Genomic DNA, 15,640 nt, shown 5'->3' with positions numbered 1-15,640 from the left:
CGTCAATCGTCGGACAAAAAACGCTATGGACGCGGGGCCCATATGCGGCGCACTGGCATCCTCTGCAGAACTTCCAACGGCTTCATTTTACAAGGGAAATCGTGCCAGATCGCCTGCAAAGCGGCTATTCCAACGTCAAGCGAAAGGGCACCACGCCCCCACGCCGTTGCTCATACAAAAGGGCGTGCGGTCAATACGGCATCGGATGGGCGCGGTGGGTTCTGGTGATCTCGTCCAGCACCGTATCGCTCAGCCTGAGATCAGCGGCCCCCAGCGCAACCTCCAACTGGTCGAGTGTCGTGGCACCGAAAATCACCGAACACATGAAGGGCCGGGTCATGCACCAGGCCAGCGCCATCTGCACCGGATCAAGGCCATGCCGGGCAGCGATATCGAGATAGGCCTGCACCGCGCCAAACACACGCGTCGTCTTGCGTCCGCCCATCTCGGGATTGAGGGACATGCGCGAGCCTTCGGGCACGACCCCATCCTGGTACTTGCCCGTCAACAGACCCGCAGCGAGCGGAGAAAAGGCAAGCAAACCAACATCTTCGTATATGCTCATCTCGGACATGTCGGTGTCGTAGTGACGGCACAGCAATGAGTATTCGTTCTGCATGGAGGCCACACGCGGCCCCCCTGTGGCCTCGGCCGCGGCCAGCCACTGACCGGTGCCCCATGCACTTTCGTTGGACAGGCCAAAGGCGCGGATGGTGCCGCGTTCGACCTCGGCCTGCAGCGCACCCATGCAATCGGCCATGTTCTGGCGGACCGCAGCGGGGTCGGACCCGGTCGGATCATAGGTCCAGTTCTTGCGAAACATATAGCTGCCGCGATTGGGCCAGTGAAACTGATAAAGGTCGATATAATCGGTCTGCAAGCGGCGCAGTGACCCCTCGACTGTTTCGCGGATCGTCTCGCCGGTGATCGGCGCGCCGTCGCGCACATGGCGCATCCCCTCGCCCGAATGCTTGGTGGCGAGCACGACGTCCTGTCGCGCCCCGCCCCGTTCGAACCACAGGCCGATGATCCGCTCTGTGCGCCCGATGGTCTCGGCCCGGATCGGATTGACGGGATACATTTCGGCGGTGTCGATAAAGTTGATGCCCGCCTCAAGCGCCCGCTCGATCTGGGCGTGGCCCTCTTCGGCGGTGTTCTGGGTGCCCCATGTCATGGAGCCAAGGCACAGCGCAGACACCTCGATATCGGTCCGTCCCAGTTTGCGTCGCTCCATGCCTCATGTCCTTTCACCTGATCGCTGGATGGGACCCTAGCGGGCAAACCGTTATGGGCAAGTGAATTTTCTGCGCCTTGTAAACCAAGAAGCGATTGAGAACAAATATGGAACATGTATGATGCAGGCATGCCCGTACACCACCCTCTTCTGCAGCGCGGACCGGTCCGCGAAACGCCTTGCCTGCCCATATTGGCAGAAGGCGCGCGGCATGGGCTGGGGCACGGGCTGGCGCTGGGGCGGGTACACGAGGCATGCGGATCTGCGCGCCACCGTCTGGCCCTGTGGCTGGCCACGCAGACCACCGGGCCGGTGATCTGGATTGCCCCGGACTGGAGCGCGGACCGGCTGAACCCCTGCGGGATGATGCCCTTTATCGACCCGGCCCGCCTGATCCTTGTGCACCCCAAACGGGCCGAGGATGTGCTGTGGAGCATGGAGGAAGTGCTGCGCGCCGGGGCGGTGTCGCTGGCGGTGGCCGACCTGCCGGGGCTGCCCGGCCTCACGGCGGTGCGGCGGATGCATCTGGCGGCAGAGACCGGGGGCAAGGTGCAGGGGCGCGCGCCTCTGGGTCTGCTGCTGACGCCGGGCATGGGGGGTGCGCAGGGCGTGGAAAGCCGCTGGCATCTGGCGCCTGATCACAAGGGGTCGGCGGGGGGCTGGACGCTGACCCGGCTCAGGGCGCGCACTGCCCCCGAACAGGCCTGGCACGTCGCGCGCGACCCCGCACAGCCCCTGCCCCATATTACGCACAGAATAAAAGTTGCCTGAGACAAGGCACCAAGACGACCCACGCATTCTGCACGCATGTTTACACAAAAATAAGGGGTCTGGCCGTACCAAGGATCAGAGCCCCAAGAGCAGACCGAGGCAGATGATGCAACGCAGAACTCTCCTTGCCGGTGCGCTGGCCGCGCTGGCCCTACCCGGGAACGCCCGCGCACAGCCCTATGGGCTGGGACCGGATGGCGCGACCATCAGCTACACGTTCACCCTCGGCGGCATCCCGGTCACAGGCACAGTTCCGATCGAGCGGGCAGACCTCAGCATCGACAGGCGCAACCTCGCGGCATCCACCGCCGATGTAATCGCGGATGTGCGGCGGGCACGCACCGGCATGATGCTGGCAACCGAAGCGTTGAAATCCGACAGTGTTCTGGCCGCCGCCGCGTTTCCGCTGGCGCGGTTCCGCTCGACCCGGGTGACCCTCGGGGCGCAGGGTCGGATGTCGGACGGCGCCACGCTTGACGGGTTGCTGACCCTGCGCGGGGTCACGCGCGAGGCGCGCTTTGACGCGCATCTGTTTCGCCCGGCAGGACGTGCGGCGCACGAACATGACCGGTTGAACGTCCGCCTCAACGGCACGGTCAACCGGCACGATTTTGGCGCGCGCGGGTACAGCGATCTGGTCGGCGACTCGGTTCACATCGAAATCAAGGCGCAGATCGAAACGACACTCTAAACCGCCCGGTGTCGGAAACAGACTTGGAGCGGGGACGCAATTGCGTCAGGTTCCGGGCATGCGCATGCTCATATCCCTGGCCGCCTTGTTTGTGTCCGTCATCCTGTTGCAGCTCAGCTCGGGTTCGCTGGGGCCGCTGGACGCCTTGTCGGGCTTTGCACTTGGGTTCAGCACGCAAGACATCGGGATCCTCGGCTCGGCCCACTTTCTGGGCTTCTTCATCGGATGCTGGTGGGCCCCACGCCTGATGGGCAGCGTTGGGCACTCACGCGCCTTTGCCGCCTTTACCGCCACGGGGGCCATCGCGCTGATCGCCCATATGCTGATCCTCGACCCCATGGCCTGGGCCGTGATGCGGATCGCGTCCGGAATGTGCGTGGCCGGATGCTATACCGTGATCGAAGCCTGGCTGCAGGCCAAAGTCACCAACGAAACCCGCGGGCGGGCGATGGGGGTCTACCGCGTTGTGGACATGGGGGCGTCGCTGACGGCGCAACTGGTGATTAGCGTGCTCGAACCGGCAAGTTATGTCAGCTACAACATCCTCGCCATCGTCTGCTGCGCCGCCCTGTTGCCGCTCACCCTGACGAGGGCGCAACAGCCTGAAACACCAACCTCACCCCGGCTCAGACCGCGCCTCGCTTTTGAACGCTCGCCGCTTGCCGCAGCAGGTGTGATCGTGGCGGCGCTGTCGAGCGCGTCTTTTCGGATGGTCGGACCAATCTACGGGCAAGAGGTGGGCCTCAGCACGTCGCAAATCGCGTGGTTTCTGGCCTCTTTCGTGCTGGGCGGGGCGCTGGCGCAATACCCGGTCGGCTGGCTTGCAGACAAGTTCGACCGCCGCTGGGTGCTGATCTGGCTGTCCGGCGCGGCCATGGTCAGTTGTGGCATCACCGTGCTGGCCAGTGGGCTGGGCACAGTCGGAATCATGCTGACGGCGGGCCTGTTCGGGTTGACCACATTCCCGATCTATTCGGTCGCCGCAGCACACGCCCATGACTTTGCCGACAGCTCGGAGCGGGTCGAATTGTCAGCCGCGCTCATGTTCTACTTCGCCGTTGGCGCTATCGCAGCACCGTTCACCGCCTCCGCCCTGATCGACGCCTATGGCCCGCCGGCCCTTTTTGCGATGATCTCGGTCGGGCACGGTTTGCTGATCCTTTTTGGTCTGGCGCGGATGCGCGCGCGGGCCACGCCTGCGACGCGCACACGCTATGTCTATTCCCCACGCACGTCCTTCCTGATCGGACGGCTCACCGGGCGCAGTCGCGAGCGCGACTAAGAGGCGTGCCGGGGTCTTTTCCCGGCCGCGCGGCACTGCTAGACGGGGCGCACCCATGCAAAGGCCCCAGTTATGCAGCGTCACCTGATTACCTCTGCCATTCCCTACATCAACGGGATCAAACATCTCGGCAATCTGATCGGCAGCCAGCTGCCAGCCGATCTTTATGCGCGCTATCAACGCGCCCGCGGCAACGAGGTGCTGTTCCTGTGCGCCACGGATGAGCACGGAACACCTGCCGAACTGGCTGCGGCCAAGGCGGGCAAGCCGGTGGACAAGTATTGCGCGGAAATGCACGCGGTTCAGGCAAAGATCGCCGAAGGGTTCGGGCTGTCCTTTGATCATTTCGGGCGCTCTTCATCGCCGCAAAACCATGCGCTGACGCAACACTTCGCAGGCCGCCTTGCCGATGCGGATCTGATCCGCGAAGTGTCTGAAAAACAGGTCTATTCCAATGCCGATGGACGCTATTTGCCCGACCGCTACATAGAAGGCACCTGCCCCAATTGCAGCTATGACAAAGCCCGTGGGGACCAGTGCGAAAACTGCACCAAGCAGCTTGATCCCACCGATCTGATCGATCCGCGCTCGGCCATTTCGGGCTCCACTGATCTGGAGGTGCGCGAGACCAAGCATCTCTATCTGCGACAGTCCGCGCTCAAGGACGATCTGGATGCATGGATCGACAGCAAAAAGGACTGGCCGGTTCTGACCACTTCGATTGCCAAGAAATGGCTGCATGACGGCGATGGTCTGCAGGATCGCGGGATCACGCGCGATCTGTATTGGGGCATCCCGGTGCGGCGCGGCGATGCCGACTGGCCGGGGATGGAAGGGAAGGTGTTCTATGTCTGGTTCGACGCACCCATCGAATACATCGCCTGCGCGGGCGAATGGTCCGAAGCCAATGACGGCGCGGATTGGGAGCGCTGGTGGCGCACCGACAAGGGCGCCGACGACGTGCGCTACACCCAGTTCATGGGCAAGGACAACGTGCCGTTCCATACGCTCGGCTTTCCCGCAACGATCCTCGGATCGGGCGAGCCATGGAAGATGGTCGATCACCTCAAGTCCTTCAATTATCTCAATTATGACGGTGGCCAATTCTCGACCAGCCAGGGGCGCGGTGTGTTCATGGATCAGGCGCTGGAGATCCTGCCCAGCGACTACTGGCGCTGGTGGTTGTTGTCCAATTGCCCCGAGACATCGGATTCCGAGTTTACATGGGAGTTGTTCCAGCAAGGGGTGAACAAGGATCTGGCGGATGTGCTGGGCAATTTCGTGAGTCGCGTCACCAAGTTCTGCCGCTCGAAATTTGGTGAAACAGTGCCGGAAGGGACTGTCTTTGGTGCACGCGAGACCGCATTGATCGCGGATCTGGACGCCCGCATCGCACGTTATTCTGCAATGATGGATGCGATGGAGGTGCGCAAGTCGGCACAGGAATTGCGCGCGATCTGGGTGGCAGGCAACGAATACCTGCAATCCTCCGCACCCTGGACATCCATCAAGGAAGATGAGGATACAGCCGCAATGCAGATCCGCATGGGTCTGAACCTGATCGGCCTTTATGCGGCGCTTTCGACGCCATTCATTCCGGAGGCTTGCGCCACGATGCAGTCCGCGCTGGGGCTGGAGACGCTGGATTGGCCACAAGATGCGGCCTCTGCTCTGGCGCTGCTGCCCCCGGGCCATGCATTTTCCGTGCCGGACAATCTGTTTGCAAAAATCACGGATGAAGCCCGCGAAGATTGGCAGCAACGTTTTTCTGGGGTGCGCAGCTGAGCAAATGACGAACGGGCGCTTGGCGCCGTTTCTGCCGCTTGCCTAGAGTGCCCGCCAGCGGCTTTGAGCCGCCGATGTAATGGCCTGGGGTATGATACCGTAAGTCGGCGCTGGCGTGAGGCCAAGCTTTTCGAGCACAAGTTTCACATTTGATCAAAGATGATCGCCGCCCGGCACGTAAAAGCGCTTCATGCGCTTTCCCGCTGCTGCCCTAAAACTCTTCCCACCCTGTTTCGGATACGGGGCTTGTGTGTTCTATCGCAAGGGCTGCGTTTCCGGATACAGCCGGAACAGGCGCCGCCCGCGGCAAATCTGGTGTTGTTTGCGCCGGAGTCTTGATCCGTTCAACTGACGTATAGGTATCCCCCAACTTGAACTTGGCCACTGCAGATGCAAGACCATCGGCCTCTGACGTCAATGCGTGGCTTGCGGCGGTCGTTTCTTCGAACATCGCGGCGTTTTGCTGTGTTACGTGGTCCAATTCGTTCACGGCGACGTTGATCTCGTTCAAACCGGCGGACTGTTCGCGTGCGGAACTTGCGATTTCGGCGACACGTTCGGAAATATCTGACACGGACGTAACAATCGCCGAGAGGGCCGCACCGGTACGGTCCACCAGATCAACTCCCTGCTGAACCTGATTTGCACTGTCCGAAATGAGCGTGTTGATTTCCCGCGCCGCATCGGACGACCGCTGCGCCAATGCCCTCACTTCAGTGGCAACGACCGCAAATCCGCGCCCTGCTTCGCCGGCCCGTGCCGCCTCGACCCCGGCATTGAGCGCCAGCAAATTCGTCTGGAAGGCGATGTCGTCAATGACACTGGTGATTTTTGAAATCTGCTGCGAGGATGTCTTGATTTCATCCATCGCCTTGACCGCCTGGCCTGCGACCACGCCGCCCTGCTCCGCATTGGCTTGCGCATCGGCAGACATTTTGCTGGCCGCATCTGCGCCATCCGCTGCGGACCGAACGGACGATGTCAATTCGTCAAGCGCGGCCGCCGTTTCCTCAAGTGTTGCGGCTTGCCGTTCCGTGCGCCGGGACAGATCATCTGCTGCGGTGGTAATCTCCGAGGTTTCGTTTCGAATGGACTCGACATTTTGCGAGACTGATCCGACCGCTTCGCGCAGCGAAGAAATCGCAAGATTGAAGTTTGCGCGCAAGTCTTCGTATTCCTCTGGAAAGGCGGTCCCGAGATCGTTGGCAAGGTCCCCTTGTGACAGCCGCTTGAGCGCTTCACCCAAAGCCGCCACAACCTCATTCTGTTCCTTGGTAACACGCGCCTGTTTTTCGCGCGCCGCTCTCATCTCGTGTTCTGCATCCGTTACGTCTGATCCAAGCAGGATGATCCGCTCAACCGCACCGTTTTGTGCGCGGACCGGGACGAAACCACCATCGACAACAACACCTTCCCCGCCTGCGGCAACAAGGTGAATTTTGCCGTGCACCGGCTCGCCTGACATGGCGGAGGACGCCACCTCGTGTCCGCGCACGCCGTCCATCTGTTCGGTCCGCATCATCTGCGCCAGCGACTGACCCAGCTCATCACCGGACCCAATCGACAGACGCTCACGTGCTACATCATTCATCGACAGGCACATGCCGGTGGAATCGAAATCGAGCCGCATCTGCGACGTATCGATGCCACCAAGAACGGCTGCATTGCGCAACTCGACGGTGCAATCGTTCCATTCGATCACTGCGCCGATGCGGCGGGACTTGTGATCAAATGCCGGGTTGATCTGAACGGCGATGTCACGCTCGCCAACGCGCAGGGAAATTTCGTGCCCGGCATCACTGTCTGCCGCATCGTCCTGCACCGCGGTAGCGGCGATAGCAGGCAAGGCTCCAAGATCCAAACCGATCCACCCACCTGGTTTTGCCTCTGGCCAGTCTTTGGCGAGGTCAGGCATCAAACTGTCCAGCAGCGCCACACATTCGGGATTCACAAACTTGATCCTGAGGGCATCGTCCACCATCATCATCGGCACCGAACTCCCCTCGAAGGCCGCACTCTTGAAGGCCGCATCGCGTTGAAGCCCCTGCACTTTTTTCAAACGGCTGCGCAATTCTTCGATGCGGTTGGCAATGCCGCCGATCTCGTCACCGCGCCCGGTATGTGGAATATCCAGATCATAGTTCTTGTTGGCCACTTCATCGATGGCTTGGCCCACCTGATCCAGTGGACGCGACATCGTAAACCAAAGGAAAAAACAGTTTCCCAGCATGGCAATCAGGAAAACGACGGCGCTCGCCAGGAGTGAATCCGCCTCTGCTTCGCGCAGGGCGGAAATCGAGTGTTCGCTGGTCCAGTGTGTCAGAACTGCGCCCGCGACAGCGTTGTCGTTCCCGAACAGGGCCGGTGCGGCGATCATCAGGCCGTCATCGGAAATGACCTTTGTGCCGCTTTCGATCGCCCGTTGGATCATCGCCAGCGCTTCGGGGGTTTGCAGGTCCACCCCCTCGCTCTCGTGCAGGATTATTCCGTTTGTATTCATCACCAAAGCGCCCAGCATATCGGGTTGGGCGGCTTCGACAACGCCGGTCGCTGTCGTGCTCACGGCGACCTCGTTTCCGAACTTGATCGCGCCGCCGGACTGCATGGCAAGCAAGGCGGTGACATCCGTTGCCCGTTCCGTTTTAGCCTCGCTGATCAGGTCGCGTTTGGCCGATCCGTTTAGCGCCGATTTCGTGATCACCACCGATAGGGTCATAAGCCCGGCGATCAGGGCCGCCTTGACGAGAACACTGTTCAGTTTGGACAGTTTGAACCACGAAAGCCCGAAAAAGCGCATTGCCACTACCTATCGTTAAGCTGTGCCGCACAATGGATTGGGCGGCTTTTGGGATGGGGCGGTGCTAAACCAGCTCTCTTACCGCCCGATTAACAGGCTTGTATTTCCTGGGCGACGGGCCCGGTCGGCTGGCAGAATTTCTCATGCTGAACGGTAATGGCCAGCCCCAACACCGGAATCTAACGGTACGCCAAGCCACATCAACTCCTGCGGACGGCGCCAGAAATGCGTGCGCCGCGGGGTCAAATATCAAACGGCATTTGGCGAGAATTGTTCGCAAAAACCCAAGTCACCTTGCCGATGACGGGCCGCGGGAACCTCTTTGGTTTCGCAATTCTCGCTGTGGTGCGGGCGGTGGGACTCGAACCCACACGGGGCGAACCCCTTCAGATTTTAAGTCTGATATGTCTACCATTCCATCACGCCCGCGCCCCGCCTTGTTAGGCAATCACGCAAGGCTTCTCAAGCCCGGGCTCAGATATCCTCACCCTTGGGACCAAGCGGGGCGCCTTTGGCCAAAAGTGCCCGTTCCGACAGCCATGGATTGTTTTTAAGCGCTTCTTCCATCTGCACACGCGCCTCGTCCACACGGCCAAGGTTCATCAGGGTCAGCGCGCGCCCCGACTGTGCGCCCACATGGTCGGGTGACAGGGCGAGGGCTGCGTCCAGATCGACAAGGGCAGCGGTGTAGTTTTCGCGCAAAAAGCGGGTAAAGGCGCGTTGATTGTAGCCTTCGGCATAGTCCGGGCAGTATTCGACAAGCCGATCAAACGACACCAGAGAGCCTACGAAATCGTAGTTGTTGCGCTGGCGCATGCCCATGTCGAGCACCTCTTGCGCGGCGGCATCGGGTGCATCCAGCCACAACTCCCACATCTGGCCGGAAATGGGCTGGGCAGCGCGTTCATCCGGAGCGGCGCGGATCTGGTCGATAAGGGCGGTCAGCGCGACGGAATGATCCGGGCTGGGCGGGCAGGCCTCGGCCCATACGGGCGCGGCCAGCAGCGCAAGGAAATAGAAAGGTTTCATGCGCCCATGATGCGCCAGGAGCGCGCGAGGTCAAATCAACAGATGCGTGATCATTCGATTCCGGGCAGCATGACCTCTTTGACGGCCTCCATGGCCACAAAGGTTGATGTGGCGGCGACATGCGGCAATGTAGACACGACATCGCCCAGAAAGGCGCGATATTGGGCCATATCGCGGGTGCGCACCTTGAGCAGATAGTCGAAATTTCCCGCGATCATATGGGCTTGTTCGATTTGGGGAATGTTCTGGACAGCCGCGTTAAAAGCCTTGAGTGCCGCTTCACGCGTGTCCGTCAGGCGCACCTCGACAAAGGCGACATGATCAAGGCCCAGCGAAATCGGATCCAGCAGCGCGCGATAGCCCATAATAACGCCAATGGCCTCAAGGCGCCGCAGCCGTGCCTGGGTTGGCGATTTGGAGAGCCCAATGCGCGCGGCAAGGTCGGTGATGCTCATCCGCCCGTCTTCGGCGAGCGCGGTGAGAATCGATTGATCAAACTGATCCATGCCAGAAAGCCGTTTTGCGCGGTCATTCCCTGTCTTTTCACGATTTTGTTCTGCCATCTCCGCCATCTTTGATGAATTTCACTGATATGCTCCTGATATACTGCGCGAAATGAGAAAGGAAACCGAAATGGCGCGTGACACTGGCCTTGACCTCGCATTGGCACTGGATGCGGGGATGTATGGCGATCCTGACGCAGTGCTGCGTGACTTGATCGCATCGGCCCAATTGTCGGCGGCAGATCGCGCGGACATCTGCGCAGATGCGGCACGGCTGGTGAGTGCGATCCGCACGCAGGCGGCACCCGGACTGATGGAGGTTTTCCTCGCTGAATATGGCCTGTCCACCGACGAGGGGATCGCGTTGATGTGTCTGGCCGAGGCCTTGCTGCGGGTGCCGGATGCCGACACGATCGACGCGCTGATCGAGGACAAGATCGCGCCGTCCAACTGGGGCAAACATCTGGGGCATTCGACCTCCAGTCTCGTCAACGCTTCGACCTGGGCGCTGATGCTGACAGGGCGCGTGCTGGATGATGACCAACCGGGGCCGATCAAGCATCTGCGCGGCGCGATCAAGCGCATGGGCGAGCCTGTGATCCGTGCCGCCGTGTCCCGCGCGATGAAGGAAATGGGCCGTCAGTTCGTCCTTGGTGAGGACATTGATGCAGCCATGGACCGCGCCGCCGGGATGGAGGCCAAGGGCTTCACCTATTCCTATGACATGCTGGGCGAAGCAGCCCTGACCGAGGCCGACGCGCGGCGCTACCATCTGTCCTATTCGCGCGCCATTTCGGCCATCGCGCGGGCTTGTCTGCATGACGATATCCGCGAAAACCCCGGTATCTCGGTCAAACTTTCCGCCCTGCACCCCCGCTATGAGCGCGCACAAGAAGACCGCGTCTTGCGTGATCTGGTGCCGCGCCTGCGCTCGCTTGCGCTGCTGGCGAAGTCAGCGGGCATGGGTCTGAATGTGGACGCGGAAGAAGCCGACCGCCTGTCCCTCAGCCTCGAAGTGATCGAGGCGGTGCTGGGGGACGAGGCGCTGACCGACTGGGACGGGTTCGGCATCGTTGTGCAGGCCTATGGGCCGCGTGCCTCGCAAGTGATCGACGCGCTTTATGACATGGCGCAGCGGCACGACCGGCGCATCATGGTGCGGTTGGTCAAGGGGGCCTATTGGGACACCGAAATCAAGCGCGCACAGGTGCTGGGGGTTGCGGGCTTTCCCGTGTTCACCCGCAAGGCGGCGACGGACGTGTCCTATATCTCGAACGCGCGCAAGCTGCTGGGGATGACCGACAGGATCTATCCGCAATTTGCCACCCACAACGCCCACACGGTGGCCGCGATCCTGCACATGGCCGACGACCAGCCTTACGAATTCCAGCGCCTGCATGGCATGGGCGAGGCGTTGCACTCGATTGTACTGCGCGCGCGAGGCACGCGCTGCCGCATCTACGCGCCGGTGGGCGCGCATCGCGATCTCTTGGCCTATCTCGTGCGCAGGCTATTGGAAAACGGGGCAAATTCCAGCTTTGTGAACCAGATCGTGGACGTCGATGTGCCGCCCGAGGTGGTCGCCGCCGACCCGTTTGACCAATTGGCAGAAACCGCGATCACCATCCCGGACGGGCCCAATCTGTTCATGCCCGAGCGACCCAATGCGCGCGGGTTCGACATCACGAACACTGGCACGCTGACCCAGATCAGTGCAGCCCGCGATCCCTTTGCCGCGCATCGCTGGACGGCAGTACCACTGACTGTCACAGCCAGTGACGGCCCGAAGCTCGACATCCTGAACCCCGCTGATCGCACCGACGTGGTGGGCCATGTGACAGAGGCGACGACTGACACCGTGACGCAAGCCTTTGCGGATGCGAGCCCGTGGACGGCACCCGCATCCGAGCGGGCACGCATCCTCAACGCAGCGGCCGACCTTTACGAGGCGCGCTTTGGCGAGGTCTTTGCTCTTCTGGCGCGCGAGGCCGGCAAAACGCTCATGGACGCCGTCGCGGAACTGCGCGAAGCCGTTGATTTCCTGCGCTATTACGCCAGTCAGGCCGAAGGTGATGCACCTGCAGGCACCTTTGTCTGCATCTCGCCCTGGAACTTTCCGCTTGCGATCTTTACCGGCCAGATCTCTGCCGCTTTGGCTGCTGGCAATGCGGTGTTGGCCAAACCGGCCGAGCAAACCCCGCTGATCGCCCATCTCGCCATCTCGCTGCTACATGAGGCGGGCGTGCCTCTCTCGGCAATGCAACTGTTGCCCGGTGATGGACAGGTTGGCGCGGCGCTTACAGCGCAAGGGCGCGCCAACGGTGTGGCGTTTACCGGATCCACCGATACGGCGCTGCGCATCCGCGCAAGCCTCGCCGAACATGGCCACCCCGGCACACCGCTTATCGCGGAAACGGGTGGGCTCAACGCAATGATCGTGGACAGCACCGCATTGCCGGAACAGGCCGTGCGCAGCGTGATCGAAAGTGCCTTTCAATCCGCAGGCCAACGCTGTTCGGCCCTGCGCTGCCTTTACGTGCAGGCCGACATCGCCCCCGCCTTTACCGAGATGCTGATCGGCGCGATGGAGGCGTTGAACGTAGGCAATCCATGGATGCTGTCCAACGACATAGGCCCGGTCATTGACGAGGCCGCGCGCGCCGGGATCGAGGACCATATCAAGGCCGCAACCGACGCCGGGCGGCTCATCCATCGGCTCAAGACACCGCCGGACGGCACATTTGTCCCGCCCACCCTGATCCGGGTCGACGGGATTGGTGATCTGACGCGCGAGGTCTTTGGCCCGGTCCTGCATCTGGCGACGTTCAAATCCGGTGAACTGGATCAGGTGATCGATGACATCAACGCCACGGGCTATGGGCTCACCTTTGGGCTGCACAGCCGGATCGATGACCGGGTCGAGCACGTCTCCGAACGGATCAGGGCCGGAAACATCTATGTGAACCGCAACCAGATCGGCGCCATTGTGGGCAGCCAACCCTTTGGCGGCGTTGGACTTTCTGGCACTGGGCCCAAAGCGGGCGGGCCGGACTACCTGTTGCGGTTCCGCGCGCCTGCGCTTGCCGCAACAGAAGAGGCATGGGCAAACGACGCCCCTCTGCCTGCCTTGCCCGCACAGGACCACAAGGTCCTGTCCAGCACGCCCCTGCCCGGCCCGACCGGAGAATCCAACGTCCTCAGCCACGCGCCCCGACCCTCACTCCTGTGCGCTGGCCCGGGCGCCAAAGCCGCAGCGGCACAGGCCAAAGCGGTCGAAGCAGCAGGTGGAATCGCCATCAAAGCGGTGGGATCGATCCCACCCGCTGCGCTGACCGACGGACCCAACTATGGCGGCGTCCTGTGGTGGGGCGACGATGAAACGGCACATCGCCTCGAGCGTGATCTGGCGGCTCGCACTGGACCCATCATTCCACTGATCACCGGACGGCCCGACCGCGCCCATGCCACCTATGAACGCCACGTCTGCGTCGATGTCACGGCCTCGGGCGGCAACACGGCGTTGCTGGGCGCTGCCAGCTGAACGCACGCGTTTTTCGAGGCGAAAAACGGCCCGGAAACCGTCTCGGTTTCCGCCTCGCCCCTTGACGCGCGGCGCGCCCCGGCCAAGTGTTCGCCCATGTTTCCTATCCGTGATCACAATCCCTCGGGCCGCATCCCTTATGTGACCTACATGCTGATGGCCGCCAATATCGGCATTTTCCTCAGCTATGTGGCACTGTTCAACGACCCGCGCGCGCTCAACGCCTTCTTCTTTGACTATGCGGCGATTCCCGCAAGGATAACGTCCGGAGACGGGTTCAGCACGCTTGTCAGCTCCATGTTCCTGCACGGAGGCTGGATGCACCTGATCGGCAACATGCTGTTTTTGTGGATCTTTGGCGACAACATCGAGGACGAGATGGGACACGTGCCCTACCTTGTCTTCTACCTCGCGGCAGGCATTGCGGCCGGTCTGGTGCATGTGCTCGCCTCGCCGGGTTCGTCCGTGCCAACGGTGGGGGCTTCCGGCGCGATTGCGGGGGTCATGGGCAGCTATCTGTTGCTGTTTCCCAAGGCGCGTGTCGATATTCTGCTGATCCTCGTGATCTTCATCCGCATCTTTCCGATCCCGGCCTGGATCATGCTGGCCGTTTGGTTTGCAATGCAATTCGTGGGCGGCATCGGGGCGGATGTCGAAGCAGGCGGCGTGGCCTATTGGGCCCATGCGGGTGGCTTTGTCGCGGGTCTTGCACTGACCCTGCCGCTCTGGCTCAAACGCGGCGCGGTCGGGTTCTGGCGGCGCACCGATGGGCATCCGCCCCACCCCGAGGCGACCTATGCCACCTCGCGCATCCCCAAGGTGCGGCGATGAGAGCGTCCTGTCATTGCGGCGCCGTTGTGCTTGAGGTGCAATTGCTGGACGGGTTGGGCACAGCGCAACGTTGCACCTGTTCGTTCTGCCGACGCCGCGCAGCCCCGGCGGTGGTGGCACCCAAAGACGGCGTCAAGATCGTGCAGGGCGCGGAGGCACTCACCTTGTATCAATGGGGCACCAACACCGCGCGGCACCATTTCTGCAAGGTCTGCGGCATCTACATGTATCACAACCAGCGCGCCAATCCCGACCATATCGGCGTCAACATGGGCACGCTGGACGAGGTGAACCCGGCCGAGCATGAGCCCATCCCCTGGTCAGACGGGGTAAATCACCCCTCGGATCGCAAGCCTTAGGCGCGGATGATCTTGGAGAGCTGCGGGAACATCGGCTCATTGGCGCAGATGATCTCGCCATCTTCAAGGATGTTGCCGTCTGGCCTCAGAGGCTCGGCAAAGCCGCCCGCCTCGCGCACAATCAAAAGGCCGGCGGCAATGTCCCAGGCGTTCAAACGGCGTTCCCAATAGCCGTCATAGCGACCCGCCGCGACGTAAGCGAGGTCAAGTGCTGCCGCTCCAAAGCGGCGCACACCGGAACAGACCGGCATCAGACGGGCAAGCTCTTGCAAGGTTTCGGGCAGGTCAGCGCGCCCACCAAAGGGCAGACCGGTCGAAAACAGCCCCTCGATCATCTTGGACCGGCCAGACACGCGCAGGCGCTGGTCATTCATGAAGGCGCCCTGCCCCTTTTCGGCAAAGAACAGCTCGTCTTTGGCCGGGTCATAGACCACACCCGCCACCACCTGGCCCTTGTGTTCCAGCGCGATGGACACGGCCCAATGGGGCAGCCCGTGCAGAAAGTTCGTGGTGCCATCCAGCGGGTCGACAATCCAGCGGCGCGTCGGGTCTTCGCCCGGTTCTTCGCCACCTTCCTCGGCCAGCCAGCCATAGGTCGGACGGGCGGTGCGCAACTCTTCCTTGATGATGGCCTCGGCGGCCAGATCGGCCTTGGAGACGAAATCCCCTGCCCCTTTCATCGACACCTGCAGGTTCTCGACCTCGCGAAAATCCTTGGCCAGCGACCGGCCCGCCTTGCGCGCGGCCTTCATCATGATGTTGAGATTTGCGCTGGCAGCCATCAGGTCGCTCCGAAAACGGGGAAAGGGATCAGAGG

At 61.8% G+C, this 15,640-nt stretch carries 12 protein-coding genes and 1 tRNA gene; 7 read left to right on the top strand and 6 right to left on the bottom strand.

All coding sequences use genetic code 11. The features are described from left to right. Window positions 1–190: 190 nt before the first annotated feature. Window positions 191–1,234: an aldo/keto reductase gene (locus tag Q1A89_RS05235; protein WP_299724622.1), complete on the bottom strand. Its 1,044-nt coding sequence runs from the start codon at window positions 1,232–1,234 to the stop codon at window positions 191–193. 114 nt (window positions 1,235–1,348) lie between these two features. On the opposite strand from Q1A89_RS05235, the gene Q1A89_RS05230 reads away from it, so the two are divergent. From Q1A89_RS05230 to metG, 4 genes are all read left to right on the top strand, one after another. After that, window positions 1,349–2,005 (top strand): hypothetical protein, encoded by a 657-nt coding sequence (locus Q1A89_RS05230; RefSeq protein WP_299724620.1) that lies wholly within the window; start codon window positions 1,349–1,351, stop codon window positions 2,003–2,005. Window positions 2,006–2,108: 103 nt separating this feature from the next. Next, a complete protein-coding gene (locus Q1A89_RS05225) occupies window positions 2,109–2,696 on the top strand; it encodes a YceI family protein (RefSeq protein WP_299724618.1) in 588 nt (195 codons plus the stop codon). A 58-nt stretch (window positions 2,697–2,754) separates the two neighbouring features. Next, window positions 2,755–3,978, top strand: coding sequence for an MFS transporter (locus tag Q1A89_RS05220; protein ID WP_299724616.1), 1,224 nt, complete (start codon window positions 2,755–2,757; stop codon window positions 3,976–3,978). Window positions 3,979–4,050: 72 nt separating this feature from the next. Beyond that, window positions 4,051–5,763: a methionine--tRNA ligase gene (gene metG, locus Q1A89_RS05215; RefSeq protein ID WP_299724614.1), complete on the top strand. Its 1,713-nt coding sequence runs from the start codon at window positions 4,051–4,053 to the stop codon at window positions 5,761–5,763. Window positions 5,764–5,974: 211 nt separating this feature from the next. Here the strand turns inward: metG and Q1A89_RS05210 are convergent, their stop codons facing one another. The 4 genes from Q1A89_RS05210 to Q1A89_RS05195 form a co-directional block, all read right to left on the bottom strand. Next, window positions 5,975–8,560 carry a methyl-accepting chemotaxis protein gene (locus Q1A89_RS05210; protein WP_299724612.1) on the bottom strand — a complete coding sequence of 862 codons (2,586 nt, stop codon included), beginning with the start codon at window positions 8,558–8,560 and terminating at the stop codon, window positions 5,975–5,977. Window positions 8,561–8,903: 343 nt separating this feature from the next. Beyond that, window positions 8,904–8,989: transfer RNA gene (locus Q1A89_RS05205), tRNA-Leu, on the bottom strand. A 45-nt stretch (window positions 8,990–9,034) separates the two neighbouring features. Beyond that, a complete protein-coding gene (locus Q1A89_RS05200) occupies window positions 9,035–9,589 on the bottom strand; it encodes a tetratricopeptide repeat protein (protein WP_299724610.1) in 555 nt (184 codons plus the stop codon). A 50-nt stretch (window positions 9,590–9,639) separates the two neighbouring features. Continuing rightward, entirely contained in the window at window positions 9,640–10,095 is a 456-nt protein-coding gene (locus Q1A89_RS05195; RefSeq protein WP_299724608.1) for an Lrp/AsnC ligand binding domain-containing protein, read from the bottom strand. 127 nt (window positions 10,096–10,222) lie between these two features. Here Q1A89_RS05195 and putA point away from each other — a divergent pair, with 127 nt between their 5' ends. From putA to Q1A89_RS05180, 3 genes are all read left to right on the top strand, one after another. Beyond that, window positions 10,223–13,633, top strand: coding sequence for a bifunctional proline dehydrogenase/L-glutamate gamma-semialdehyde dehydrogenase PutA (gene putA / locus Q1A89_RS05190; RefSeq protein ID WP_299724606.1), 3,411 nt, complete (start codon window positions 10,223–10,225; stop codon window positions 13,631–13,633). A gap of 96 nt (window positions 13,634–13,729) precedes the next feature. Then, window positions 13,730–14,464 (top strand): rhomboid family intramembrane serine protease, encoded by a 735-nt coding sequence (locus Q1A89_RS05185; RefSeq protein ID WP_299724603.1) that lies wholly within the window; start codon window positions 13,730–13,732, stop codon window positions 14,462–14,464. Further along, window positions 14,461–14,823 (top strand): GFA family protein, encoded by a 363-nt coding sequence (locus tag Q1A89_RS05180; protein WP_299724601.1) that lies wholly within the window; start codon window positions 14,461–14,463, stop codon window positions 14,821–14,823. Before Q1A89_RS05185 ends, Q1A89_RS05180 begins: the two co-directional genes overlap by 4 nt. Here the strand turns inward: Q1A89_RS05180 and Q1A89_RS05175 are convergent. Further along, the gene (locus tag Q1A89_RS05175; protein WP_299724599.1) at window positions 14,820–15,605 is read right to left on the bottom strand and encodes an inositol monophosphatase family protein; all 786 of its coding nucleotides are present in this window, start codon (window positions 15,603–15,605) and stop codon (window positions 14,820–14,822) included. The genes Q1A89_RS05180 and Q1A89_RS05175 overlap by 4 nt on opposite strands. Between the last annotated feature and the right edge of the window lie 35 nt (window positions 15,606–15,640).

It is taken from the genome of uncultured Tateyamaria sp., from assembly GCF_947503045.1.
Lineage (GTDB): Bacteria > Pseudomonadota > Alphaproteobacteria > Rhodobacterales > Rhodobacteraceae > Tateyamaria.
This window is presented reverse-complemented; position numbering and strand designations above follow the sequence as displayed.

Bases quoted from the DNA above. Each gene is read 5' to 3' on its own strand.
- Q1A89_RS05235 (WP_299724622.1), bottom strand. From the start codon at position 1,234: ATGGAGCGACGCAAACTGGGACGGACCGATATCGAGGTGTCTGCGCTG.
- Q1A89_RS05230 (WP_299724620.1), top strand. From the start codon at position 1,349: ATGTATGATGCAGGCATGCCCGTACACCACCCTCTTCTGCAGCGCGGA.
- Q1A89_RS05225 (WP_299724618.1), top strand. From the start codon at position 2,109: ATGATGCAACGCAGAACTCTCCTTGCCGGTGCGCTGGCCGCGCTGGCC.
- Q1A89_RS05220 (WP_299724616.1), top strand. From the start codon at position 2,755: ATGCGCATGCTCATATCCCTGGCCGCCTTGTTTGTGTCCGTCATCCTG.
- metG (WP_299724614.1), top strand. From the start codon at position 4,051: ATGCAGCGTCACCTGATTACCTCTGCCATTCCCTACATCAACGGGATC.
- Q1A89_RS05210 (WP_299724612.1), bottom strand. From the start codon at position 8,560: ATGCGCTTTTTCGGGCTTTCGTGGTTCAAACTGTCCAAACTGAACAGT.
- Q1A89_RS05200 (WP_299724610.1), bottom strand. From the start codon at position 9,589: ATGAAACCTTTCTATTTCCTTGCGCTGCTGGCCGCGCCCGTATGGGCC.
- Q1A89_RS05195 (WP_299724608.1), bottom strand. From the start codon at position 10,095: ATGGATCAGTTTGATCAATCGATTCTCACCGCGCTCGCCGAAGACGGG.
- putA (WP_299724606.1), top strand. From the start codon at position 10,223: ATGGCGCGTGACACTGGCCTTGACCTCGCATTGGCACTGGATGCGGGG.
- Q1A89_RS05185 (WP_299724603.1), top strand. From the start codon at position 13,730: ATGTTTCCTATCCGTGATCACAATCCCTCGGGCCGCATCCCTTATGTG.
- Q1A89_RS05180 (WP_299724601.1), top strand. From the start codon at position 14,461: ATGAGAGCGTCCTGTCATTGCGGCGCCGTTGTGCTTGAGGTGCAATTG.
- Q1A89_RS05175 (WP_299724599.1), bottom strand. From the start codon at position 15,605: ATGGCTGCCAGCGCAAATCTCAACATCATGATGAAGGCCGCGCGCAAG.